Source organism: Nocardia sp. NPDC055002 (genome assembly GCF_053608825.1).
Genome location: NZ_JBSGWE010000005.1, coordinates 309,272 through 332,290, shown reverse-complemented (window position 1 = coordinate 332,290; position 23,019 = coordinate 309,272). Strand labels below are relative to the sequence as shown.

27 protein-coding genes are annotated in these 23,019 nt (G+C 66.8%); 11 read left to right on the top strand and 16 right to left on the bottom strand.

Features of this window, described 5'->3' with window-relative positions; translation table 11 throughout:
- Positions 1–175 precede the first annotated feature (175 nt).
- Positions 176–430: a hypothetical protein gene (locus ACWF99_RS22835; RefSeq protein WP_378634227.1), complete on the top strand. Its 255-nt coding sequence runs from the start codon at positions 176–178 to the stop codon at positions 428–430.
- A gap of 53 nt (positions 431–483) precedes the next feature.
- On the opposite strand, the gene menD is transcribed toward ACWF99_RS22835, so the two are convergent.
- From menD to ACWF99_RS22820, 3 genes are all read right to left on the bottom strand, one after another.
- Positions 484–2,115, bottom strand: a complete 1,632-nt coding sequence (gene menD / locus ACWF99_RS22830) for a 2-succinyl-5-enolpyruvyl-6-hydroxy-3-cyclohexene-1-carboxylic-acid synthase (protein ID WP_452537309.1) — start codon at positions 2,113–2,115, stop codon at positions 484–486.
- A 257-nt stretch (positions 2,116–2,372) separates the two neighbouring features.
- Positions 2,373–2,630, bottom strand: coding sequence for a hypothetical protein (locus tag ACWF99_RS22825; protein ID WP_378634224.1), 258 nt, complete (start codon positions 2,628–2,630; stop codon positions 2,373–2,375).
- Between the two features lie 364 nt (positions 2,631–2,994).
- The gene (locus tag ACWF99_RS22820) at positions 2,995–3,441 is read right to left on the bottom strand and encodes a DUF6918 family protein (protein WP_056814402.1); all 447 of its coding nucleotides are present in this window, start codon (positions 3,439–3,441) and stop codon (positions 2,995–2,997) included.
- Between the two features lie 141 nt (positions 3,442–3,582).
- Here ACWF99_RS22820 and ACWF99_RS22815 point away from each other — a divergent pair, with 141 nt between their 5' ends.
- From ACWF99_RS22815 to ACWF99_RS22795, 5 genes are all read left to right on the top strand, one after another.
- Positions 3,583–4,476, top strand: coding sequence for a 1,4-dihydroxy-2-naphthoyl-CoA synthase (locus ACWF99_RS22815; RefSeq protein WP_194826848.1), 894 nt, complete (start codon positions 3,583–3,585; stop codon positions 4,474–4,476).
- A gap of 14 nt (positions 4,477–4,490) precedes the next feature.
- The gene (locus ACWF99_RS22810; RefSeq protein WP_378634221.1) at positions 4,491–4,883 is read left to right on the top strand and encodes a VOC family protein; all 393 of its coding nucleotides are present in this window, start codon (positions 4,491–4,493) and stop codon (positions 4,881–4,883) included.
- A gap of 355 nt (positions 4,884–5,238) precedes the next feature.
- Entirely contained in the window at positions 5,239–6,363 is a 1,125-nt protein-coding gene (gene menE, locus ACWF99_RS22805) for an o-succinylbenzoate--CoA ligase (protein WP_452537363.1), read from the top strand.
- Between the two features lie 59 nt (positions 6,364–6,422).
- Complete coding sequence (locus ACWF99_RS22800; RefSeq protein ID WP_378634218.1) at positions 6,423–7,409, top strand: ATP-binding cassette domain-containing protein; 987 nt, start codon at positions 6,423–6,425, stop codon at positions 7,407–7,409.
- Positions 7,406–8,230, top strand: coding sequence for an ABC transporter permease (locus ACWF99_RS22795; RefSeq protein WP_378634216.1), 825 nt, complete (start codon positions 7,406–7,408; stop codon positions 8,228–8,230). The genes ACWF99_RS22800 and ACWF99_RS22795 overlap by 4 nt, the downstream gene beginning before the upstream one ends.
- Before the next feature lie 54 nt (positions 8,231–8,284).
- Here ACWF99_RS22795 and ACWF99_RS22790 read toward each other — a convergent pair whose 3' ends face one another.
- Complete coding sequence (locus ACWF99_RS22790; RefSeq protein ID WP_452537308.1) at positions 8,285–11,872, bottom strand: AfsR/SARP family transcriptional regulator; 3,588 nt, start codon at positions 11,870–11,872, stop codon at positions 8,285–8,287.
- A 114-nt stretch (positions 11,873–11,986) separates the two neighbouring features.
- Between ACWF99_RS22790 and ACWF99_RS22785 the strand changes: the two genes are divergently transcribed.
- Both ACWF99_RS22785 and ACWF99_RS22780 read left to right on the top strand, forming a co-directional pair.
- Positions 11,987–12,451: an SRPBCC family protein gene (locus tag ACWF99_RS22785; protein ID WP_378990998.1), complete on the top strand. Its 465-nt coding sequence runs from the start codon at positions 11,987–11,989 to the stop codon at positions 12,449–12,451.
- A gap of 78 nt (positions 12,452–12,529) precedes the next feature.
- Positions 12,530–13,402, top strand: a complete 873-nt coding sequence (locus ACWF99_RS22780) for a 1,4-dihydroxy-2-naphthoate polyprenyltransferase (protein WP_378634208.1) — start codon at positions 12,530–12,532, stop codon at positions 13,400–13,402.
- Here ACWF99_RS22780 and ACWF99_RS22775 read toward each other — a convergent pair.
- The 5 genes from ACWF99_RS22775 to ACWF99_RS22755 form a co-directional block, all read right to left on the bottom strand.
- Positions 13,399–13,794, bottom strand: coding sequence for a phage holin family protein (locus tag ACWF99_RS22775; protein WP_378634206.1), 396 nt, complete (start codon positions 13,792–13,794; stop codon positions 13,399–13,401). The two genes, ACWF99_RS22780 and ACWF99_RS22775, sit on opposite strands and share 4 nt — an antisense overlap.
- Before the next feature lie 63 nt (positions 13,795–13,857).
- Positions 13,858–14,433 carry a Clp protease N-terminal domain-containing protein gene (locus ACWF99_RS22770; RefSeq protein WP_452537307.1) on the bottom strand — a complete coding sequence of 192 codons (576 nt, stop codon included), beginning with the start codon at positions 14,431–14,433 and terminating at the stop codon, positions 13,858–13,860.
- Positions 14,433–14,654, bottom strand: coding sequence for a hypothetical protein (locus ACWF99_RS22765; RefSeq protein ID WP_019049431.1), 222 nt, complete (start codon positions 14,652–14,654; stop codon positions 14,433–14,435). The genes ACWF99_RS22770 and ACWF99_RS22765 overlap by 1 nt, the downstream gene beginning before the upstream one ends.
- A gap of 92 nt (positions 14,655–14,746) precedes the next feature.
- On the bottom strand, positions 14,747–15,832 hold the full coding sequence (locus tag ACWF99_RS22760) for an L-cysteine desulfhydrase Cds1 (RefSeq protein ID WP_378634202.1): 1,086 nt from the start codon (positions 15,830–15,832) through the stop codon (positions 14,747–14,749).
- A complete protein-coding gene (locus ACWF99_RS22755) occupies positions 15,829–16,155 on the bottom strand; it encodes a DUF4229 domain-containing protein (RefSeq protein WP_358061030.1) in 327 nt (108 codons plus the stop codon). The genes ACWF99_RS22760 and ACWF99_RS22755 overlap by 4 nt, the downstream gene beginning before the upstream one ends.
- A gap of 163 nt (positions 16,156–16,318) precedes the next feature.
- On the opposite strand from ACWF99_RS22755, the gene ACWF99_RS22750 reads away from it, so the two are divergent.
- The 3 genes from ACWF99_RS22750 to ACWF99_RS22740 all read left to right on the top strand — a co-directional run bounded on the left by ACWF99_RS22750 (position 16,319) and on the right by ACWF99_RS22740 (position 17,565).
- Positions 16,319–16,528: a BldC family transcriptional regulator gene (locus tag ACWF99_RS22750; RefSeq protein WP_056814442.1), complete on the top strand. Its 210-nt coding sequence runs from the start codon at positions 16,319–16,321 to the stop codon at positions 16,526–16,528.
- A gap of 114 nt (positions 16,529–16,642) precedes the next feature.
- A complete protein-coding gene (locus tag ACWF99_RS22745; RefSeq protein WP_378634199.1) occupies positions 16,643–16,834 on the top strand; it encodes a hypothetical protein in 192 nt (63 codons plus the stop codon).
- A gap of 80 nt (positions 16,835–16,914) precedes the next feature.
- A complete protein-coding gene (locus ACWF99_RS22740) occupies positions 16,915–17,565 on the top strand; it encodes a hypothetical protein (protein WP_378634197.1) in 651 nt (216 codons plus the stop codon).
- Positions 17,566–17,574: 9 nt separating this feature from the next.
- On the opposite strand, the gene ACWF99_RS22735 is transcribed toward ACWF99_RS22740, so the two are convergent.
- The 7 genes from ACWF99_RS22735 to ACWF99_RS22705 all read right to left on the bottom strand — a co-directional run bounded on the left by ACWF99_RS22735 (position 17,575) and on the right by ACWF99_RS22705 (position 22,907).
- On the bottom strand, positions 17,575–18,378 hold the full coding sequence (locus ACWF99_RS22735; protein ID WP_378634195.1) for a tetratricopeptide repeat protein: 804 nt from the start codon (positions 18,376–18,378) through the stop codon (positions 17,575–17,577).
- 247 nt (positions 18,379–18,625) lie between these two features.
- Positions 18,626–19,558: an AbiTii domain-containing protein gene (locus ACWF99_RS22730; RefSeq protein WP_452537306.1), complete on the bottom strand. Its 933-nt coding sequence runs from the start codon at positions 19,556–19,558 to the stop codon at positions 18,626–18,628.
- A 184-nt stretch (positions 19,559–19,742) separates the two neighbouring features.
- Entirely contained in the window at positions 19,743–19,940 is a 198-nt protein-coding gene (locus tag ACWF99_RS22725; RefSeq protein ID WP_452537305.1) for a hypothetical protein, read from the bottom strand.
- 12 nt (positions 19,941–19,952) lie between these two features.
- The gene (locus tag ACWF99_RS22720; RefSeq protein ID WP_452537304.1) at positions 19,953–20,555 is read right to left on the bottom strand and encodes a hypothetical protein; all 603 of its coding nucleotides are present in this window, start codon (positions 20,553–20,555) and stop codon (positions 19,953–19,955) included.
- A gap of 47 nt (positions 20,556–20,602) precedes the next feature.
- On the bottom strand, positions 20,603–20,836 hold the full coding sequence (locus ACWF99_RS22715; RefSeq protein WP_452537303.1) for a sigma factor-like helix-turn-helix DNA-binding protein: 234 nt from the start codon (positions 20,834–20,836) through the stop codon (positions 20,603–20,605).
- 542 nt (positions 20,837–21,378) lie between these two features.
- Positions 21,379–22,065, bottom strand: a complete 687-nt coding sequence (locus ACWF99_RS22710; protein ID WP_452537302.1) for an HAD family hydrolase — start codon at positions 22,063–22,065, stop codon at positions 21,379–21,381.
- On the bottom strand, positions 22,062–22,907 hold the full coding sequence (locus ACWF99_RS22705; protein ID WP_452537301.1) for a GntR family transcriptional regulator: 846 nt from the start codon (positions 22,905–22,907) through the stop codon (positions 22,062–22,064). The genes ACWF99_RS22710 and ACWF99_RS22705 overlap by 4 nt, the downstream gene beginning before the upstream one ends.
- Positions 22,908–23,019: the final 112 nt, after the last annotated feature.

Genomic DNA, 23,019 nt, shown 5'->3' with positions numbered 1-23,019 from the left:
GCTCCTCAGCGATGGCAATGGCTGCACTGATGCAGACGACACCGTCGCCGGAAAGTCATCGGTGCGGGTTGCCGCGGGCACCGGATGGGCGCACCCTGGACAGCGCAGGACCCGATCGACGTCAATCACGTCCGAGGCTCAACCGATCGAGCAGGCCGACGAACGAGGAGCACCGATGATCGACTACGAAAGCTCTCGCCCACTGGACGAGGTCCCCGAGGCCGATCGCGTCGAACAGGAACAGTCCGCCTTCCGCGATGACGACCCCGACGATCCCGCCTACTCCGACGCCGCCGACTACACCGACGAGATGGCAGCCACCATCGCCCGTGAGGCCGAGACCGCGAATCCGGCGGACGTGATCGAACAGATCATCCCCGTCCCCTTCGACGACGGCGGCGAGGAGTTCACCGTCGCCGAGGAAGGCTGACGGGCGCGCCAGCGTTCGATCGCCGTTCGCGCACGGCGAGGGCGGAGGTTCGCCTAACCGGCGATCTTCGTCCGCAGACCCGCGTGCAGTTCACGCAGGCTGGACCGCTCGGTCGCCACCTCGAGCACGCGCAGACCGTGCGCGTCGGCGGCCAGTTCCACGGCCAATTCGGCGGGATCGAGCTGACGGTGCGGGATACGGTAGGCAGCACACAGCGCAGCCAGATCCATGCCGTGCGGAGTGCCGAACACCCGCTCGAACACGCCCGCGTACTGCGGATCGCCCTGTTCGAGCAGCTCGAAGATGCCACCGCCGTCATCGTTGGCGACGACGATCGTGAGGTTGTCCGGACGTGGTTCGCCACGACCGATCAGCAGGCCGGACGCATCGTGCAGAAAGGTGAGGTCACCCATCAGCGCCACGGTGCGGCCCGGATGCGCCAGCGCGGCACCGACGGCACCGGAGACCGTGCCGTCGATCCCGGCGACGCCGCGATTGGACAGCACCCGGATACCCGGCCGTGGATGCGAGACCAGGGCGGCGTCGCGCACCGGGTTGGACGCACCGAGCAGCAGCTGATCGCCTTCTCGTAATCCGTCCATGACCACGGCCGCCACATGCAGGCCGGTCGCCTTAGGATGCGCGGCCAGCTCGGCCCGCACCACCGATTCGGCCTGCTGGTTCAGTTCGGCGCAGCGCGCCAGCCACGCGGGCGCGGGCGCACCGGTGGTCACCGCGCGAGTGCCGGTGCCCACGACATTGCCGGAGACATCGGGCCAGCGCGGACCGGTGGTGAGCGCGAACACGGTGACGTCCGGATCGGCCAGCACGCGCGAGACCTGCCGGTGCAGGGTCGGGCGACCGGTGATGATCGCCTGGGTGGGCTTCAGCAGCGACAGCGCGAGCGGATGCAGGGCGGGGCCGTGCATCGGCGCGGTCGGCTCGGCCACCGTCGGCAGTGCGGCGAGTTCGGGCAGCATCCGGGCGCCGTGGCCGGAGATGACGACGGTGTCGGGCGTCAGATCGATGTCGAGCGGCACGTCGAGCGTGGCGTACTGGGTTGCCGTCCACGGCCGGTCGCCCTCGCGGCCGAGGGGCAGCGGGTCGTCGGACAGCTCCGGGACCAGCGGTTCCCGCAGCGGGATGTCGAACTGGACCGGGCCCGCGTTGCCGGAACGGGTTCCGCGCGCGGCGGCGAGTACCCGGCACACCGACGAGCGCCACACACTGTTCTGTCGCGGGTAGGCTGACTCCCCCGCTTCGGCTTCGGCCAGCCCGAGGCTGATCGTGGCGCGCACCTGAGAGCCGAACAGCCCGAGCTGTTCCACCGTCTGATTGGCGCCGGTACCGAGCATCTCGTAGGGCCGGTTGGCACTGACGACGATCAGCGGCACCCGCGCGTAGTTGGCCTCCAGGACCGCCGGGCCCAGGTTCGCCACCGCGGTGCCGGAGGTCATCACGACCGGAACCGGCCGCCCGGACGACACCGCGAGACCGATCGCGAGAAATCCCGCGGTGCGCTCGTCGACGCGCATGTGCAGCCGCAGCTCGCCCGCCGCGTCCGCCGCCTGCAGCGCGAAGGCCAGTGGCGCGTTACGCGATCCGGGGCACAGCACCACTTCGCGGACGCCGCCGCGGACGAGCTCGTCGACGACCACTCGAGCCTGCGCAGTAGACGGATTCACAATCACAGCCTGTCAGACGGGCGCGCACTCGTCTGCCCCCGGCCCGCGTTGCGTGCGTCACCGAGCCGGACGGCGTACCGATATACGAACGCCCCAACCAATTACCGAAGAGCCGGACAGCTATTCACATCCAGCGGCAACCGATATTCATGAAATCGCAAAGAGAACAACAAAAGAAAGAAATCCGGCGACGAGCAGGACGCCCGCCGCCGGATTTCCGCCAACCCGGTAAAAGGCCGGCCGAACGAAGAGTCAGCTCACTCCGCGGGGGCGGTGAGATCCTGGATGCCCGTGACGGACTCGATGATGTTGAGGACTGCGGAGGTGGCGCTGTCCACAGCGGCGCTGCCCGACTCGAGCACACCCGAACCCGCGGACGAGCCGGTCAGCACGTCAGCCGAGCCCGTGGAGGCCTCGGCGGAGCCGGTGTCGGCGCTCGCGACGGCGGGACCGAAGAACATGACAGCGGCGGCAGCGGCAGCACCGGTGGCGGCGAGGGTCTTGCGAGAGATCATGTGAGCAAATTTCCTTTCGACCTGTGCAATGCAGTCACTTGAAGCAATTCATATTCCGAATCGCTTGATTGGCAACGTAACCGATAAGGCAGGGTAGTTGTCAATCGCGAAGACGATGCACGCGCATATGACGAATTCGTGGCAACCCGCAATTATCCTGGCGTTCACCGGAGCGGTTACATTCCTCACACAGACCGACCCGGAATTTACCGCCGACCGGGAATCGATGTGTCCGCCACCACCACGCACCCCTGTTGCGTGAGGGTGGTCACCCCCGAACGCGAAAAGGCCGGTGCGATTCGGTTACCCGAACTCGCACCGGCCCAATCGGACGATCGTGGCGAGGGCTACCTCGCCGTACCGCTCAGCCCGCGTGCTTCTGCACCAGGTCGCCTACGCGCGGCAGTGCCTCGATGACGTGCTTCTTGGCCGAACCACGCATCGACGAGTACACCTTCTTCAGCGCAGGCCGGGTGGACGACTCGGCGCGGGCGTCGGTGACGGCCAGCAGCGACTCGGCTACCTCATCGGACTTCGCGGCCAGCAGATCGGCGAAGGTGCCGGTGCCGGAGGTGGTGAATTCAGCCCAGTACGGCTGGAGCTGATCGAGCAGTTTCGGCGCCAGCGACGCGAGGCCGTCGGGAACGATGGTCGGGCTGATCTTCTTGACCGCCGCGTAGCCACCCTTCACGGCCAGGCCGGACGCACCACCTTTGTCCGAGACCTCGGCGTCGAGCACCTCGACGGCGTCAGCAAGGAAAGCCGGACGCTTGGCGTCGTCGAGCAGGGATTCAGACAGTGCTGCAACCACTTTCAGGTTCCTCCGGATCGGTTCGATGTACGAGCAGGCGCAACTATACGCACCGGGTGCTCAGAGTATGCGGCGACCGCTCGAGCTGCGGTGTTACGACCTCGTACCGCGGCGCCGGAAGGTAGGGCAATAATCGTGTTCGTGACTTTCGATCCGAAGCTGTGGCAGCCCGTCCCCGGGTTCGAGGACCTGACCGACATCACCTATCACCGCCATATCGAGCAGGGCACGGTGCGGGTCGCGTTCGACCGGCCCGAGGTCCGCAACGCGTTCCGTCCGCACACCGTCGACGAGCTGTACCGCGCGCTCGATCACGCGCGGATGAGCCCCGATGTGGGCGCGGTGCTGCTCACCGGCAACGGTCCGAGCGAGAAGGACGGTGGCTGGGCGTTCTGTTCCGGCGGTGACCAGCGCATCCGCGGCCGCAACGGCTACCGGTACGCCGACGGCGAGACCGCCGACACGGTCGATGCGGCGCGCGCGGGCCGACTGCACATCCTCGAGGTGCAGCGGCTGATCCGTTTCATGCCCAAGGTGGTGATCGCGCTGGTCAACGGCTGGGCCGCGGGTGGCGGGCACAGCCTGCACGTGGTGTGCGATCTGACGCTCGCCTCGCGCGAGCACGCGCGGTTCAAGCAGACCGACGCCGACGTGGGTTCGTTCGACGGTGGTTACGGCAGCGCGTATCTGGCGAAGATGGTGGGCCAGAAGTTCGCCCGCGAGATCTTCTTCCTCGGCAGGCCGTACACGGCCGAGGAGATGCACCAGATGGGTGCGGTGAACAAGGTCGTCGATCACGACGAGCTGGAGAACGTCGCGCTCGAGTGGACCGCCGACATCAACGGCAAATCGCCGCAGGCGCAGCGCATGCTGAAGTACGCGTTCAACCTGCTCGATGATGGTCTGGTCGGTCAGCAGCTGTTCGCGGGCGAGGCGACTCGCCTGGCGTACATGACCGACGAAGCGGTCGAGGGCCGAGACTCGTTCCTGGAGAAGCGCAAGCCCGATTGGACGCCCTACCCCTGGTACTTCTGAGAACGGACACCCCCATGGAGATTCTCAACAGCCGGATCATCGTGCGTCCCAGCGATTACGGTCGCACGCTGGCGTTCTACCGCGACAGCCTCGGCTTGGCGATCGCACGGGAGTACCCGGGCGGCACGGTGTTCTTCGCCGGGCAGTCGCTGCTCGAGGTCGCCGCACACGGTGGCAGCGGGCAGGCAGGCAGCTTCGACGGCGCGATCTGGTTGCAGGTGCGCGATGTCGAGGACGCGGCAGCGGAGTTGGCGCTGAAGGGAATTCAGATCGAGCGCGCACCGGTGCTCGAGCCGTGGGGTCTGTGGGAGATGTGGGTGCGCGATCCGGACGGGGTCGCGATCGTGCTGGTCCAGGTGCCCGCCGAACATCCGATCCGGCGGGATCCGCGCTGGTCAGCGGAGTGAGTGAGCTGTGCACGCGGCCGAGCCGAGTTGCCGATGACGGCTCGGCCGCGCACGATAGCTGCGAGCAAGCGCCCGACCGACGCCGTCCGGACCGCCGTGCGAGTGGTGTCCATCTACTGAATCGCAGTCGCTATGCCTGGCTTTTCCGACCCGTTTCCCGACAAACCGACCCGTTGGCCGGGTCTTGTCGGTCGCATGACACGATCGAAGCCGTGAGGGCGCGCGGCAAGCTGTTTCCGGAGGTGGTGGGCATGAGGGAGCGCAGCGAGCGAATCAAGTGCCAGCGCGCAATGCGCACGGTGCGGCCGAGCGCCAGCGAGGCCGCGGCGTGAGCAGAACCCTGCGGACGCTGCAGATGCCGACCGGTGCAGGGGTCAGCGAAGTGATGCCCCACCTGCGCCAAGCCCTCGACGGCAGCGGCCCGGCGTGGCTACCGATCCCGACCACCGACCGCCGGGAGGCGCGCAGACTCTCCGACGCGCTCAAACCCGGCGATCCGATCGATGACGATGTCGCGCTGGTCGTGACGACCTCGGGCACCACCGGTATCCCCAAGGGCGCGTTGCTCGGCGCCGAGGCACTGCGTGCCAGTGGCAACGCCACCCACGACCGCCTCGGCGGTCCGGGTAGCTGGCTGCTGGCGCTGCCCACCCATCACATCGCCGGTATCCAGGTGCTGCTGCGCAGCATTCTCGCCGGCACCGAACCGACCGTGCTCGACGTGTCGGGCGGATTCCTGCCCGAGGCGCTGGCCGGCGCTGTCGGCGCGATGCGCGGACCGCGTCGCTACACCGCGCTGGTACCCACACAGCTGATCAAGTCGCTGGATTCGCCGATCGCGGCCAAGGCGCTGGCCGAACTCGACGGAGTCCTGGTCGGCGGTGCGGCCACGCCCGCGCCGGTGCTGGACCGGGCGCGCGACCTCGGTATCACGGTGGTTCGCACCTACGGGATGAGCGAGACCTGTGGCGGGTGCGTCTACGAGGGCGTGCCGCTCGACGGCACCGAGGTACGGATCGAGGACGGTCGCGTCATTCTGGGCGGTGCGATGATCGCGCGCGGTTACCGCAATCTGCCCGATCACCCGGCCTTCGCCGAGCCCGGCTGGTTCCGGACCGAGGACGCGGGCTCCTTCGACGACGGTGTGCTCTCGATTTCGGGCCGCCTCGACGAGGCGATCATGACCGGCGGGCTGCTGGTGATTCCGCAGGTGGTGGAGGCTGTGCTGGCCAACCACCCCGGTATCCGCGAATGCATCGTGCTCGGCCTGCCCGACGAACGGCTGGGTCAGCGGGTCGCGGTCGCGATCGTGCCGACACCCGGTGCCGCGCCGACGCTGGACGAGCTACGCGCCCACGTGGTGGCCGAACTCGACTCGATCGCCGCACCACGGGAACTGGCCGTCCTGTCCGAAATCCCGCTCCGCGGCCCCGGCAAGCCCGACCGCGCGGCCCTGCGCAAGCTCCTGCTGGCCGAGTAGCCGCCCGACGACAGCGCTGTGCAAGGGGCGTGCAAGTCGGGGTGGGCACGGTAGTGCTCATGACTTACACACCCACTTCATCCCTCGCCGTCGAGGCGGACGGGCTGGTCAAGGTGTTCGGGAAGCAGCGGGCGGTCGACGGGGTCAGCCTGACGGTGCCGCGCGGCGCCGTATACGGCGTGCTCGGACCGAACGGCGCGGGCAAGACCACGACCATCAAGATGCTGGCGACCCTGCTCCGCCCCGACGGCGGTAGCGCCCGGATCTTCGGCCGCGACGTCGTGGCCGAACCGAACGCGGTGCGCTCGCTGATCGGTGTCACCGGTCAGTACGCCTCGGTCGACGAGGAACTCACCGCCACCGAGAACCTGATCATCTTCGCCCGCCTGCTCGGCCTGAGCAGGGGCGATGCCCGGCGCAAAGCCGTCGAGCTGCTCGAGGAATTCGACCTCGTCGAGGCCGCGTCCAAGCCGTTGAAGAACTTCTCCGGCGGGATGCGCAGGCGCCTCGACCTCGCTGCCAGCCTCATCTCCACCCCGCCGCTACTGTTCCTCGACGAGCCGACCACCGGCCTCGATCCCCGCACCCGCGCGCAGATGTGGGACACCATCCGCAGGCTGGTCCGCGAGGGCGCGACGGTGCTGCTCACCACCCAGTACCTCGACGAGGCCGACCAGCTGGCCGACCGGATCGCGGTGATCGACCGCGGCAAGGTGATCGCCGACGGCACCGCCGACGAGCTCAAGGCCTCCATCGGCGGCGCATCGGTCCACCTGACCCTGGTCGATCCCGAGCAGCTCGACGAGGCCCGCCGCATCGTCGGCGACTTCCTCGGCGTGAGCGCGCAGATCAGCCCCGAAGCGGGCAGGCTCACCGCACCGCTGCCCGACCCGAATCTCACCGCCGACCTGCTGATCCGGTTGCGCGACTGGGAGGTCGGGGTCGAGGAGATCACCGTCAGCAAGCCGACGCTGGACGAAGTCTTCCTCACCATCACCGGCCACCCGGCCGACGAATCCGACGACACCGAACGGAGCGCGGCATGACCGCAGTTCTCACCGCTCCCCCGACCATCGACGACATTCCCCAGGCCAGCGACCGAATCAGCCTGCGCGACACGATCTCCACCTCGTTCACGATGGCCTATCGCGGCCTGCTCAAGATCAAACACAATCCCGAACAGCTCTTCGACGTGACGGTGCAGCCGATCCTGTTCACGGCACTGTTCACCTACATCTTCGGCGGCGCGATCTCGGGCAGCGTGTCCGGCTATCTGCCGGTGCTCATCCCGGGCATCCTCGTGCAAACCGTGGTGCTGACCTCGGTGGTCACCGGCACGCAGTTGCGCGAGGACATGGACAAGGGCGTGTTCGACCGCTTCAAATCCCTGCCCATCGCCCGGGTCTCGGCGCTGTCCGGTGCGCTACTGGCCGACATGGTGCGCTACGCCATCGCCTCGACGCTGACCGTGCTGGTCGGGCTGGCGCTCGGCTACCGGCCCGGCGGTGGTCTGGTCGGCGTGGTCGCGGCCTGCCTGGTGGTCGTGGTGTGCTCGTTCGCGGTCAGCTGGATCTGGGCGCTGGTCGGTGTCACCGGCAAGAGCGCCGCGTCGGTGCAGGGCATCTCGATGATGGTGATGTTCCCGCTGACGTTCATGTCCGGCGCCTTCGCCCCGGTGAGCACCATGCCGGGCTGGATGCAGGGGCTCAACCACGCCAACCCGGTGTACTACATGGTCAACACCTGCCGAGAACTGATGAACACCAACAGCTACGGCACCGACCTCGTCTGGTCGCTGGTCGGGTCGCTCGTGGTGATCGCGATCTTCGCGCCGCTGGCGGTGCGGGCCTACATGCGCCGCGCCTGAACACCGCTCTTCCGCAACGGCATCCGATCCACCGGGTCGGGTGCCGTTGTCGTGTCAGCGCAGTCCGGAGATGATCTCGATGATGCGCGTCGCGGCGTCGAGACGACGCGTACCCGCCGCGCGATGCAAGGCCGCGTCCATCACGGCGTCGCCGACGGCACCTCGGTGCAGAGCGATGTGGGCGGTCAGTTCCATCGACGGGCCGTCCTGCCTGGCCACCGATGTCCGTGCGAGGGTGAGCAGTTCGAGCCCCTCGGCGCTCATGGGATCGGTGGCGAGCAGATAGGAACCGAGTCCGCACGCGACCGCGCCGATCTGCGGCAGGTCGACGTACTGCGCCAGGCGTTGATCGGCGGTCTCGATCAGCTGCGCCACCAGGCCGGCGGCAGCGGATGCCCGGCCGTGCAGCACATGGGCACTGATGGTGGCCGCCGCCACCATCAGCGAACCGGGGCCCGGCGTCGGTTCGAAATCGGGCCAGCCGAGCAGTTCCAGCCCACGACGGTAGTGGCCGAGCCCGGCGTCGATATCGCCCTCGGCGAGTTCGAGTTCGGCGATGGCCGTCGCGGCGTTGGCCAGGCGGTGGTTGCGGCGGACCGCGGGGTCGTCGACCGGGCTGACGCCCGAATCATTCGGTCGCACCGCGACGTCGAGTTCGGCACGCGCCTGCTCGAGTTGACCACCGCCCACCAGGGCCGCGGCCAGGTAGCAGCGGCTCTCCATGATCTCCTCGTGCACCCGGAGCCGGCCCATCAGCTCCAGTGCGCTGCGGTAGTACGTCACGGCCTCGTCATAGCGCGCGGACTGGCCGCACAGCTGAGCCAGGTGCTGGCACACCGTCGCCCGGCCCCAGACTTCCGCCGCGTCCATGTCGTCGAGTGCGCGCAAGGAGTCGAGGGTCGAGCCCGCGACGTTGCCGCCGTTCTCCCAGAAGTTGGATCGGGCCACCCACGCGGCGAGCCGGACTTGTCGATGACGTGATCGCGCGCCCCGCGCGAACAGCCTGCCCAACCGGAATCGCTTGGGCTGCACGGTGATCACCGTACCGAGGAAGGACAGGCCGGGATCGAGATCGGGGTTCGCCAGCAACCGCCTCGCGCGCATGCGCACGATCCCCGTCGCCCGGACGCCACCGTCCTTGAGGAACAGCATGTGCAGGCAGGTCAGCAGGTGCGTGATCATCTGGAGGTCGGCGGCCTCCCCCGAGCCCGGCGTCGGCGGCGCGACAACGACCAATCGCATGGCCCACCCGGTGAATTCCAGGTGCGCGCCACGCATCACCCACACCATCGCGACCACCGGAAAGACCGAGTACGCGGTGTGCGCGTCGGCGCGGTCGACGGCAGTGCGCAGCACCGCGACCAGGTTGTCCAGATCGGCACTCACCGCCAGCACCGACGCCACTTGATCACCGTCGCGGTAGCCGCGAAACGCGTCCAGCGCGAACTCCCTGGCCCAGCAGAACATCCGGTCGAGAACGAGCGCGGATTCGGCACCGGCGGTCACCGCGTCGACGGCGGCGATCTGTTCGGCGCCGAACTCACGGACCGTTTCGAGCATGCGGTAGCGGATGCCGGCGCCGTCGGGGTCGTCCAGGACGGTGAGCAGGGACTGCCCGACCAGCCCGTCGACCGCGGCGGCGACATCCGCTCCGGCGGCCACGATCTCGGCCGCGGACAGGGTGAATCCGGCCGCGAAACGACTCAGCCTGCGCAGGGTCACCTGCTGATCGGGGTCGAGGAGGTTCCAGCTCCAGGCAATCACCGCGTGCAGCGTGCGATGCCGATGCGGCGCGGACCGATCACCGCTGCGCAACAGGGCGAAACGATGTTCGAGCCTGGTCTCGATCTCGGCGACGCTCATCGTGCGCACCCGCGCGGCGGCGAGCTCGATCGCCAGCGGGAGGCCGTCCAGAGTGCGACACAGCCGGGCCACGGTGTCGGGATCGAGCCGCACGTCGGGACGTACCGCCCTGGCGCGTGCCGAGAACAGTTCCGTGGCAGGCGAACCGGCGGCGTCGATCGCCAAAGGAGCGAGGGGATAGACGGATTCGGCGGTGATCGCCAACGGCGAGCGGCTCGTGGTGAGCACTGTCAACTGGGCGCAACTGCCGACCAGATCGGCGACCACTTCCGCCGCGGCATCGATCACGTGCTCGCAATTGTCCAGAATCAGCACCATCGGCCGCGCCGCGAGCGCCTCACGCAGGCGGGTGCGCGCATCGATCTGCCTGCCCTGCCGGATGGCTCCCGGGTCACGGATCACCTCACCCAGGCCCATCACCTGCCCGATCACGACTTCGATGCCGGTGCGCGATTCGCCGTCCGTCTCCGATTCGGGCTGCACCGAAGCCAGTTCGACGAGCACCACCGGCACGGAACGAGCCAGCCGTTCGCCCACCGCGTTGGCGATTCTGGTCTTGCCGGTGCCACCGGGACCGAGGACGGTGGTCACTCTGGAGCGGTGCGCCAGATCGGTGATCGCGTCGAGATCTGCCGAGCGACCGAGCAATTCATTGGGCGCCGCACGCAGCCCGACTGCCGTGCGGGTCATCGAGGTGCGGTTTGCCGTCCGTCGGTCAGGGGTGCTGCCGTTCGCCGCTTCGACCGACAGCGTGTTCGCTCGCTGTTCGCCCGCCCCCACGGGGGTTGACGCGCCGGTGCGCTGGGGGTCATCGCCGCTGGACGTCGTCGATGGGCCGACCGGTTCTGCCTCGGCTCCGCTGCCGTGTGTCCAGGTGCCAACAGGCGAGTGGTGCCCGTCGGTTTGCCCGGGCCCGTCGCCATCCCCAGTGTCGAGGCCTGCCCTACCAGCGGCGACCGGGGCGGCCTTGCTGTTACGAGTTCCGGGGAGCTCGATCGGTTCGCCGCGCAATATGGCGGTGTTGAGGGCGAGCAGAGTGGGCCCTGGGTCGGCGCCGAGTTCTTCGATCAGGCGCAGCCGGTACGTGGCGAAGACTTCGAGGGCTTCGTTGGTTCGGTCCGCGGCAGCGAGAAGACGGATCAGGGTCGTGTGAGCGGATTCGTCCAGGGGGTTGGTCGCCGCGGTCGCGCGAGCCAGCGGGATGGCGGCGGTGAAGTCGCGCAAGCTGGTGTGAGCCGTGAGTTCGGTCTGATCGAGGTGGCGGCGGAGCTCGGTGGCGGCCGCGCGCAGGTCGTCGGCGGGGGCGGAATCAGGAAGATCGGCGCCCGGTTCGCCGCGCCACAGGGTGCGGGCCAGCGCGATCGTGGCGAGGCTGTCGGTGGTGTTTCCCGCGGTCAGATCGTCGTCGGCTCGACGGGCCAGCGCGGTGACCGCGGTGAGGTCGACGCTGTCGGTGGGCAATCTCAGCCGGTAACCGGCCGGGCCGATCTCCAGTGCGCCGTCGGGCAGCATCGCTCGCAGGCGCGAGACCTGCGTGTGCAGCGCGTTCATCGGTGCGCGTGGTGGTTGTTCGCCCCACACCTCGTCGATCAGCGTTTGCGCGCTGCGAGCCCGGCCCGGATGCACCGCGAGCGCGGCCAGCAGCAACCTGGCGCGGGCGCCGGGTAGCGCGATCATTGCGTCGTCGCGGCGGATCGCGATCACGCCAAGCACCCCCACGACAACGCGGGAGAGTGCCTCGGAGGGCGACCCCTCGGGGCCGCGATGCTGTACAGACATGCCGGATGTCATCGTAGGCGAGGGCGGCGACGGGTTCCCGGTTCGCGCCCCGGCGCGACACCGCCGACGTTGTGTCCCGCGATTTTGTCCCCACCTCGCTTTAGGCTCACGCACATGGGCAACTTCGAGGTGTCGCGGCGCACCGTCATCGCCGCTGAACCGGCACGGATCCACGCACTGATCGACAACTTCCGCCAGTGGCGGCTGTGGTCGCCGTGGGAAGACGCCGACCCGCAGCTCGCCCGTACCTACACCGGCCCGGAATCCGGCGTCGGCGCCCGCTACGCCTGGCGGGGCAACCGCAAAGCCGGTGCGGGCGTGATGGAGATCAAGGCCGACGCCGAACGCGAGATCGGCGTGGAGCTCACCTTCGAGAAACCGTTCAAAGCCACCAATTTCGTCACCTTCACGCTCGCTCCGGTTGCCGGTGGCACCGAGGTGACCTGGCAGATGACCGGCACCCACTCCGGGCTGATGGGCGTGCTCGGCAAGGTGTTCCCGATCGACAACCTCATCGGCAAGGACTTCGACAAGGGACTGGCCCGGCTCAAGACGGTCGCCGAGTCCACCCCGGCCTGACCGCGATCAGGCGCCCTCCGGCCGTGCGCGAGGGGCTCCAGGAGCGGGGAGCGTCCGTGTCGGATTAGGCTTCGATCCATGGCTACAGCAGCGGAATGGATCGAGGGCGCCCGACCGCGGACGCTGCCCAACGCGATCGCGCCGGTACTCGCGGGCACCGGCGCCGCCGCGTCGGTAGACGGGGCCGTCTGGTGGAAAGCGATTCTGGCGCTGCTGGTTTCACTGGCGCTGATCGTCGGGGTGAACTACGCCAACGACTACTCCGACGGCATTCGCGGCACCGACGACGTGCGGGTCGGCCCACTGCGCCTGGTCGGCTCGAAACTGGCCTCCCCCGAAGCTGTTCGCACGGCCGCGGTGCTCAGTCTCGCGATCGGCGCGGTCGCCGGCCTCGTGCTGGCCGTGACCACCGCGTGGTGGCTGGTGCTGATCGGCGCGCTGTGCCTGGCGGGCGCATGGTTCTACACCGGCGGCAGCAAGCCGTACGGCTACAGCGGTTTCGGCGAGATCGCCGTGTTCGTGTTCTTCGGGCTGATCGCGGTGCTCGGCACCCAGTACGTGCAGGCGCTGCGGGTCGACTGGGTCGGCCTGCTGCTCGCGATCGGCGTCGGCGCGTTCTCCAGCGCGGTGCTGGTGGCCAACAACCTGCGTGACATCCCGACCGACACCGAGTCGGGCAAGGTCACGCTCGCGGTGAAACTCGGCGACGCGCGCACCCGCACCCTGCACCTGGTGTTGCTCGCGGCGCCGTTCGTGATCAGCCTCGCGCTGATCGCGCGCACGCCATGGGCGCTGGCCGGACTGCTCGCGTTGCCGCTGGCGATCCGGGCCAACGCCCCTGTGCGCACCGGTAAGGGCGGGCTGGAACTGATTCCCGCCCTCCGCGATTCGGGGCTCGCCCTGCTGGCTTGGTCGGCGCTGAGCGCGCTGGCCGTCGGGCTCGCGGGCTAGTCGCCGTCGGGCACCAGAATGCCGAGCACCCAGTTGACCAGCGTGATGATCAAGCCACCCCACAGCGCCGCCCAGAAGCCGTCGACGCGAAGGCCGTAGTCGGTGAGCTCGGTGATCTTGGCGGTGAGCCACAGCATCCCCGCGTTCACCACCAGCAGGAACAGGCCGAGGGTGAGGATCACGAACGGCAGCGACAGGAGTTTCACGATCGGCTTGATCACGGCATTGACCGCCGTGAACACGAGCGCGACGATGAGCAGGACCAGGGCCTTGCCCCAGTTGCCCCACTCCGCTGACCACTCGGGCGGCACGTAGATATCGATCTTGTCGATCCACGCGGCCGCAGCCCAGATGGCTATGGCGTTGATGACCAACCGGATTGCTAGTTGCATGCACGCAATGCTAGGCCGGGAAACGGACATTGCGGCGGGTCTGACACACACCCGATGTGGAATTCACGCGGCGCGGTCGAGCATCGCGTAGAGATCGGCGCGTAGGCCGGACACCGCGTCGCGGCCGCCGAGCAGGTCCGTGGTGGCCGGGTCTGCCCCGCGCAGGATGCCGAGCAGCAGGTAGGTCGAGGAGATCTCGCGATCCTTGCGGTGGATCGCCTCGCGCAGCGCGAGTTCGAGTGACTTCTTGGCCGTGCTCGTGAACGGGATGTGCCCGGAGCCGAGCAGTCGGCCGAACATGCCGCGTTTGGCCTCCGGTTCGGCCTGGTCCCAGGCCTGCGGGCCGAAGTTGTCGGCGATGCTGGCCTGCACGGCATCCAAATCGATGCCGATCGAGCGCAGGGCCTGCGCGTCGTCGGCGCCCAGCGGCGGCTCGCTCGTACGGGCGGCGAGGGCGGCGCGCACACCGCCGGCGGTGATGCCGCGCGCGTCTAGCACCGCACGCAGCTCCGGTTCGGCGTTCGACACGGTGCCGAGCAGCACATGCTCCGGCCCGATCCGCTTCGCGCCCAGCTCCTTGGCGTCGTCCTGGGCACCGACCACCGCGGTTCTGGCCTCGCGGCTGAATTTTTCGAACATCAGCGGGTTCCACCTTTCCGGTTGTGTTTCTGATGGACCGCTTGCTTACTCACCTCGAGCGCCTCGGCGATGGCCTGCCACGACCAGCCGTTGGCTCTGGCATTGGCGACCTGGATGGTTTCGAGTCGGTCGGCCAGCCTGCGCAGGGCGAGCACCGCGCGCAGCCCGACCGCAGGGTCGGGGTTGCCTGCCGCTGAGGCGAGGGTTGTTGCATCGGTCATGCCGTCAATTTTGATTGACGTCGGCCATGTTTGTCAACAAAAATTGACATCGCTGAGCGCGAACAGGCCGGGAAAGGGTGTGGCGGAGGTTGTCAGCCGTTCCAGCGGCCGGTGGTGGCGAATTCGGTGAGGATCTCGGTCGGGCCGGTCAGATCCATGTTCTGGGCGGCCACCCAGTCGTCGTCGAAATAGGTGCCCGCGTACCGGTCGCCGCCGTCGCACAGCAGCGTGACCACGCTTCCACTGCGGCCCGCCGCGACCAGCTCGGCGACCAGATGGAACGCGCCCCACAGGTTCGTGCCGGTCGAACCGCCGACGCGGCGGCCCAGCGCGGCGCTCGCATGACGGGCGGTGGCGATCGAGGCCGCGTCGGGAACCACGATCATCCGATCGACCACCTGGCCAACGAACGACGGCTCCACCCGAGGACGGCCGATCCCCTCGATGCGCGACGGCATTCCGGTCTCGTAGCCCGCGTCGCCCGTCTCGTAGCCGCCGTAGAACGCCGAATGCTCCGGGTCCACCACGGCCAGACGCGTCGCGTGCCTGCGATACCGGATGTAGCGACCGATCGTCGCGCTGGTGCCGCCGGTGCCCGCACCGACCACGATCCACTCCGGCACCGGGTGCTTCTCCAGCGCCAGCTGTTCGAAGATGGACTCGGCGATGTTGTTGTTGCCACGCCAGTCGGTGGCCCGCTCTGCATGGGTGAACTGATCCATGAAATGTCCGCCGGATTCGGCGGCGAGACGCTTGGCCTCGGTGTACATGTCCGGTGGTCGATCGACGAAATGACATCGGCCGCCCTGCGCTTCGATGAGCGCGACCTTCTGCGGCGACGTACTCGCGGGCATCACCGCGACGAAGTCCAGACCGAGCAGCTTCGCGAAGTACGCCTCGCTCACCGCCGTCGAACCCGACGACGCCTCGACCACCGTCGTGCCCTCGGTCACCCAGCCGTTGCAGATCGCGTACAGGAACAGCGACCGCGCCAGCCGGTGCTTGAGACTGCCGGTGATGTGGGTCGACTCGTCCTTGAGGTAGAGCTGCACCGGCCAGTCGGCGGGCAGCGGATACCGCAGCAGGTGAGTGTCGGCGGAGCGCTGCGTGTCGGCGTCGATCAGCCGGACGGCATTGTCGACCCAGTCACGCGGGGCGCTGCGGTCGAGGTATTTCACGCCGACGCGCCGTCGTCGTCACCCCGCAAGCGGGCCCGCAGCTGCGCCTTGTCCTGGCGGCGGCGCGCGTCGACCACGGCGATGTCCTCGTTCACCTTCACCCGCAGTTTCTTGAACAACGTCAGCGACAGCGGCATCGCGACGATCAGCGCGAACAGTGCCGCGACGATGATCGGCACGTCGACACCGATCAGCTTGGCCACGCCTACGATCAACGCGGCGATCACCACGACCAGCCCGAGACGAGCCAGCGTGTAGAGCGCGAGATTGCGGACCAGCCGCTTCCCTGCGCCAGGACCCTGCTGACCTGTTGCTTCACTCACGACTACAGCGTAGCCCCGGCGGAATTGTCTCCGATGCGGCCCCGTTCGCGGCTTTTGTCTATTACTTCCCCTTTACCAACAGTAGGTGGTTCGACTACATGGGGGTCGCAGTGCGACGATGACGCCACTGATGAGGGAACTGTCGAGAACGGAGAGGTTAGCTATGACTGCGATCACCGTCGGCCTTCAGGACACTCTGCTGACACCAGGCCAAGTGGCCGCCATGTTCCACGTAGATCCCAAGACCGTCACCCGGTGGGCCCATGCGGGCAGACTCGGCTCACTGCGTACACCGGGCGGACATCGCCGTTTCCGCGAGTCCGAGGTCCTGCAGTTGCTCAGATCACTGACCACCGAGGCAGCACCCCGCTGACTCACCGGCCGACGCGAGCCCACCGCGGGCTCGCGTTCGCCAAAAATTTCCCTCCCGTTGCGGATGTGCACACGGCGCGGACACGGCTACCCTCGATAGCAGGAGGTGAGCGACGTGACGTACCTATTGGCACTCATCGCGATCGTGGCCATCGCGGTGTTGTGCTGGAAGGCGTTCGGCCCCGAAATGCAACGCCCGAATCCCGGCCCGCCCTCGCGCAGACCGGTTCTCGGCCCCGACGACGATCCGGAATTCCTCTGGCGCCTCGGCAAACAACCACGTGACGACTCCGGCCCCGCCGAGTGACCCTCACGAAGTGCGTCGCCGTGAGCTGACGCACATACCCCCGTTGCGCGTCGAAAGAGCTGGGTAGATAACGTATTCCGGTGATTGATGTGCAGCAGGGTTCTGTCCCGACCACCTGGCGCGCGGCCGACGGCAGCGCCGTGACGTTCACCGAGGCACGGTCGGAGTGGACTCGCGCCGCACACGAGGTGCTGGCCGACACCGCTACCCGGTTCAACAACTTCATCGTCAACACGGAGCTGGCCGAGCTGGTCCAGGAAGAATCCGGGATCCGCACCGCGGTGAAGTGGCAGCACTGGCTTCCGGTCGTGCTGGACAAGGTCGCCGAGCACTGTCACAAGAACAACGAGCCGCCGCTGAGCGCGCTGTGCGTGCGCAAGAACCAGACCGTCGGCACCGGCTACCGCTACATCCTCGAACTCGCGGGCCTGCCCATCCCCGACGATCTCGAAATGCACGCGGCCGCGGCCCGCTGGCAGTGCTATCAGCACTACGCCACCGACCTCCCCGCCGACGGCGGCCTGCCCACCCTCCCCCCGAAGGTCGCGGCCATCCGCCAGTCCACCTCCGCGGACCTGGCCACCGCCGAAGCAGCCGAGGCAGCCGTCAAACGCCCCTCCGCCGCCCGCCGGACCGTAGCCGCCATCCCCAAGCCCGAACCGGTCCGCAAGCCGGTCTGCCTCAACTGCCACGTAGAGCTTCCCGCCAACAAGATCTGCTACTACTGCTGATCAGGCGCCTCAGGGCTGCCACCGCGGGTTGTGCAAGATGGCCAGGTTCTGGCGTGCGGTGACCGCGAGGCTGTGCACATCACTGTCGGGATACATCCGATCGAGGATGCTCCAGTACGAGGCCGCAGCCCGTTGCCGAAACCCGGCCAGCGCCTGGGTCGCCGCCAAGTTGTTGCGACGCCCGAGAGTTTCGAGACTGTCGTCGCCGAGTTTCCGTTCGCTGTAATCGACGTTCAGGTCGAGTAGGTCGAGGGCCTGAAGATGCTCACCGGCAGCGGAATATCCCAATGCCAGATTGTTGCGGAGGGTGAGCGTCATTTCGTCGTCGACGCCGAGAACATGCTCGGCGATCGACACGATATCGTCGAGCACCTCCAGTCCTTCGGAGACGTACCCCGCATCGCAGTACGACCGGCCGAGGGCATTGCGCACCTGCAACGTGATGCGCTGGTCGCCACCGAACTTCTCCGCGCACTGTTGAGCGAGCGGCTCCAACACCGCGATAGCTTCCTGATAGCGCCCGCTGTCGCGGTGGTTCTCCGCGACCGCCACCCGATTAGCCCCCGCCACATCCAGGCGAATCACCGAGCCGTCGGCCCACCCGACTCCGGCACCGATCACTTCGAGAAGATCCGGCGTGCGCACATCCACGCCCGTCACCTCACGCCAGCCGACCACGAACGCCGAGCGCACCGATCGTCGCCACCGGATTCCCGCACGCGAGAAACTCAACTTCCCCGCACGCCCAGCCGATCCCCCGGAGCGATCCCCCGCGCTGTAGGTCACACCGGACAGCCGAAGATCTTGCGCCACAAGACCTATGGTCTCATCTCGAAGCTATGCAGACATGCTATATCGGATGTAGCAGCCGCTCAGTTCAGACCCGCGTAGCTGTGCAGACCACTGATCACCATGTTGATGATGAATATCTATCCAGCTGTTTGCAACAATCGACCCCAGCCGGGTCAGATAGATAACCGCTGGTAGCGATGTTGCTCGGGTTGGCCGTGCTGAACCGTACGAACCGTGCTGCGTACCGACTGCGTACGCGCTACCCAGATCAGTCTGCGGACGCTACATCCGTGGTTTTCAGCGTCAGGATCTCGCCCAACTGGACGTAGGTCTGAAGAAATACGAATCGCGCCTCCTGGATCGTGACGTCGGCGTGAGTCCCCGCAGAGCACCTTGAGTACAGCTCGGACATGGCCTTGCGGATACGGTCATGGCGACTCTTCGAGATCCCCTGCTGATGGCAGTAGGCCTGCAATCGGTTCAAGACATGCCCGTTGCCGACCTTGAGCGGCTGTTCTCCGACCATGTAGTCCCCTTCCCTGCCAGGGAACAAATGATCCGCGCATGAATCAATCAGCCTGCGGCAGGTTGTGAGGGCTTGGCTTACAGACTCCGGTGCACCCTCCCGGAGACGATCTGACACGCTTTCGATCTTGTCCAGGGCTGATCCACTTGCCTGCGCCAACGCGCCATCCACACTGACCCGCGCCTGTTCGAACAGGGTGGACTGCAGCTCACTGAACAGGAGCTCGTGGTAGATCTCCGTTACCAGGCTGTAGATCGTTGACAAAACAGCGCCACGGATCGCCAGGCAAGGCGTCATGGCCGCGGCGATCTTTATGATCCGCCTGTCGTGGTCTTCCTGCGCGATCCTGGCCATGTCACCCGAGTAGTTCCCGCCGCCTTTCAGCGCCTCAACCGAGTTGTTCGAGGTCTCCACGACTGCCTCGATGTGCGTGAGCGGCGCCTTGAACCAGTCTTCCCCCCTGAGGCGGCCCGCGCGCTTGACCCACTCACCATGCTGTTCCTCGTCTGGATAGCCCTCACGCTCGTAACGGAGAAAGGTCTGCAGGTCGTCATGCCCGGCTAACCGACCGAGCCGGCTCGCCTTGAGCACGATGTCTGTCGCTGCAAGCCGCTTCAGCTCTATGTCAGCTAGCAACTGCTCGGCGAGCTGCAGCGCCTCTTCCTGTCGATTCACAGTGATATCAGATCACGTGACCATTGCAGGACAACCGAATTCGAAGGAGCAACCATTCCTCCGTTGTGGTCTTATCGACCGGCGACAAGCCGCGCATCTCTGCACGCACGATCAACCAACTCGCGCAGGCACCTACAGCCGTGCGCCCACGCCGCACCGCCCATCGCGGCCGAGTCGGAGTACCTCAGGCTGAGCGGATCTCGGTTTCACGGTAGAGCCTCGAAACAGGCTCGTCAGCGTCCTTGACCTTGAAGGTGACATGCACCCGGCCGCCGTTTGCGCTGGTCACGGTCCCGTCGACTAGGCGTCGCCCGATGCGGGCACGTACACGGTCGCCCGGCTTCAACGCGCGATCGTCCTTCTTCACCGGCTTGTCGGCCATCGTGTCCACCTCCTACGCTTGCCAGCCAACTTTTGCTGAGTCCTTCAAGTATGCGCCGACAACGAAGTCGAAACCAGACGCAGCGCCATGCAGTGACGATCTCCACCTACGGAACGTCCTGAGGTTGAGGGGTTGCTTACCCTTCACTTTCGCCAACTGGTCGTCGTTGCGGTGAGCGATGGCGTTTCGCGCCTCGTTCAGGCTGGTCAGGGTTGTATTCCACTGCTTCTTCCTCGCCGGATATTTCGCTTCAAGGTCGTCCCAGAGCGGAATGTCGAGGATGTAGAAGTCGGTGCCCAGCGCTCCTGGCTGCGCGTTTCCCTTGTCCAGTCCCCGAGCTCTCGTTAACGCACTCTGGAAGAGCACAACCGTGGGATCTCCCGGCGCGCCCACCTGACTGGCGATCGCCTCAGCCGCCTCATCGTGCAGGTCTCGGCAATACCCCTGGAACTCGGCAGCGAGACTCACGAACAGCGCGAGGTTCAGGTGTTCGGTCGCATACTGGCGACCGCGGCGCCCACCGGTCACGGCGGTGTGGGCTGATTCGAGGCTGTCGAGAGCGTTGCAGCGGTCACTGTTCCAACGTTGCAAGGCCGAAGAGCAGAGTCGTGGCACCGGTCCCACGATAGCGAGCCCATGCGGCTTACGAACCATGTTGGCTTCTAGTCGTTTCCAGAACGGATCTGCGAAACGCGGCCCTTTGACAAGCCGAGGTGCGCGGCGATTTCCTTGTACGCCATCCCGCCGTCGTGCGCATCTTCGATGGCCTGGCGTCGAATGTTCGCAAGCTGCCGCGCTAGCTCCTGATACTCGGTAATCAGCTCGGTTGCGCGCCGTGCCCTGCGAAGCGGGTCCGGGTCGTCGCGGATCTGTTCGAGGGCACTCACGTCAGACACATCGAAAGGCTACGGCCCCGTCGTATTCAGCATCGCCTGCGCTCGGACTTGATGCCTACGCATCAAACCCGGCGTAGCCCCTGATGCATACGCATCAACCCGGCGTAGCCCTTCTTTTGTGGTCATCTCTTAGGCGGCAACTTTCCGCCCGCCGCGCCGCGTGCCGACCAACTCGCAAACCGCGTCCCACACGCAGCCGCCGCGACCTACGTCACCCATCACCCAAGCTCGTCGATACGCACCCGGCGCCCCCGGCGCAACCGCTCCCCCAACCTGGCCTTCTCTTATGGTCCTCTCTTCTCACTTCCTTCTTCATTTCTTCACTCACAGTTACTTTCTAACAAACCCAACTACCCACCCACCTTGAACCACCCCCTCCCTGTTCCTGATTCTCTGACAGCGAAGCGTTAGAGAATCAGGAACAGGGAGGGGGTGGTTCCTGCGCCGAAGGCGCAGATCAGCAAGTGTTTTCATCGGGACCAGACCGGGACCAACCCGCTTCGGGCACTTTTCGGGCACTTTTCGGGCAGGATCGCGACCGGTCACGGCCGTGGGCTGTCTGCCAAGCAGTTGAGCAACTCGAACATCGTCGTGATTGTCGCCTCGGGTCGAATCGCAGCAAACCGCTGGACCTTGCCCGGCTTGTTCGCCAGAGCAACGCATGCGACGCCTGCCGCGCGCCCCGCGGCCACGTCCGATTCGGAGTCGCCGACGAACACGGCGCCGGCTGCCGTTGCCCGCAACTCACGAAGGCCGACTTCGACCAGATGCGGATCGGGCTTCAGCAGCGCGACCTCGGCACCCGGACGACCCGCAATCGGCCCAACCTTGGAGCGGAGCCCCAGCCTGCGCAGGTAGCGGTCTGCGGCCTCTGCCGAGTTGTTCGTGACGATGGCAACTTGGTACGACCTTGCCGAAAGCTCGGTGATTGCCTCGGCCGCGCCGGGTGTCGGTTCTGCATTCTCGACAGCCCTGCACTCCAGATCGCGAAAGCGCGACTCGACTCGCGAAAGCGTCGCCGTATCGCCCTCGGCGGCCACATACCGAAGGACGTCGAACGGGTCGTTCGATGCGCGCACCGTGCGCGGCAGTTTTGCCCCACCGGCAATGTCGGCCAACTCTTCGGCGACCGCGCGATCCGTAATCGCGCTGAACACCGCGCAAACCGGCCCGTCGAAGTCCAGCAGGACGTTTCGACGTTCCTTCAGCAGCGCCTCAAGTTCGGTCATACCTCGTGGGCCTTGGCGACGGAGGTCCAAATGCTGTCGAACCACATCTGCGATTGCGTGACGAACTGACTTCCCGTCGAGTCCGGGTCATTCGTGGCGCTGAACTCGAACAACGTCGCGTCCTTGCCCATCAGATCCCATATCGCCGTTGTGGCCCCGTTCAGCGGCACCTCGTGCTCAACCACCGGGTAGTAGCCGAAGAACGCCGTGCTCTGGTTGAAAAGGTAGAGCTTGAACTGAGGCGGCGCCGGCCACACTCGAACCGACGCAGTTGCTGATGAGACGAGCCCGAGTCGACCCAGCTCGGCCACGGTGTCAATGACGGCCAAGGCGTGCCGCTCCATGATCCGGTTTGCCCTGGCGCGGAACGTCGGGTTGTCGTTCAGCGTGCCCACCTCAGCGGGTAGCGCCCACGGGATCGTGGCATCGGGTACCAGGATTCGGACGGACAGAGTCTCGGGACGTAGGCGCCCGTGCCGGATCTTGTCGAGCGGCTCGGCGATCGCCCCGTTCAGCGTCTCCCCCGAGAACCCAGCGAAGTCGATCGCGACGTTCGGCTCTTCAAACGCGCGCTCAAGATGCGGCCTCAGACCAACTGGCCGCTCGGTGCGCTCGCGCACGAAAACGCCACTGCCCTGCCGAGAGACAACGAGACCTTCATCCCGAAGCAGGCGAATCGCCTGCTGGATCGTCATTCGGGCTACGCCATAGCGCTCGGCAAGTTGTGGTCCGGAGGGCAGCTTCTCGCCCGGTATGAGGGTGCGAGTCAGGATCGCAGCACGAAGCGCGTTTGCGACCTGTTGGTACGGCGGCCGGGGGTCATCGGGGTCAAGTTCATCCATTTCCCCAGCGTATCGACCTACGCCAGATTGGCCTAGCCAAGCTAGGCCGAAATGCTTGTGTTGGCGCGTGCGGACGCGCTACGATCAAGTTGGCTAGCCAAGCTAGGCAGCT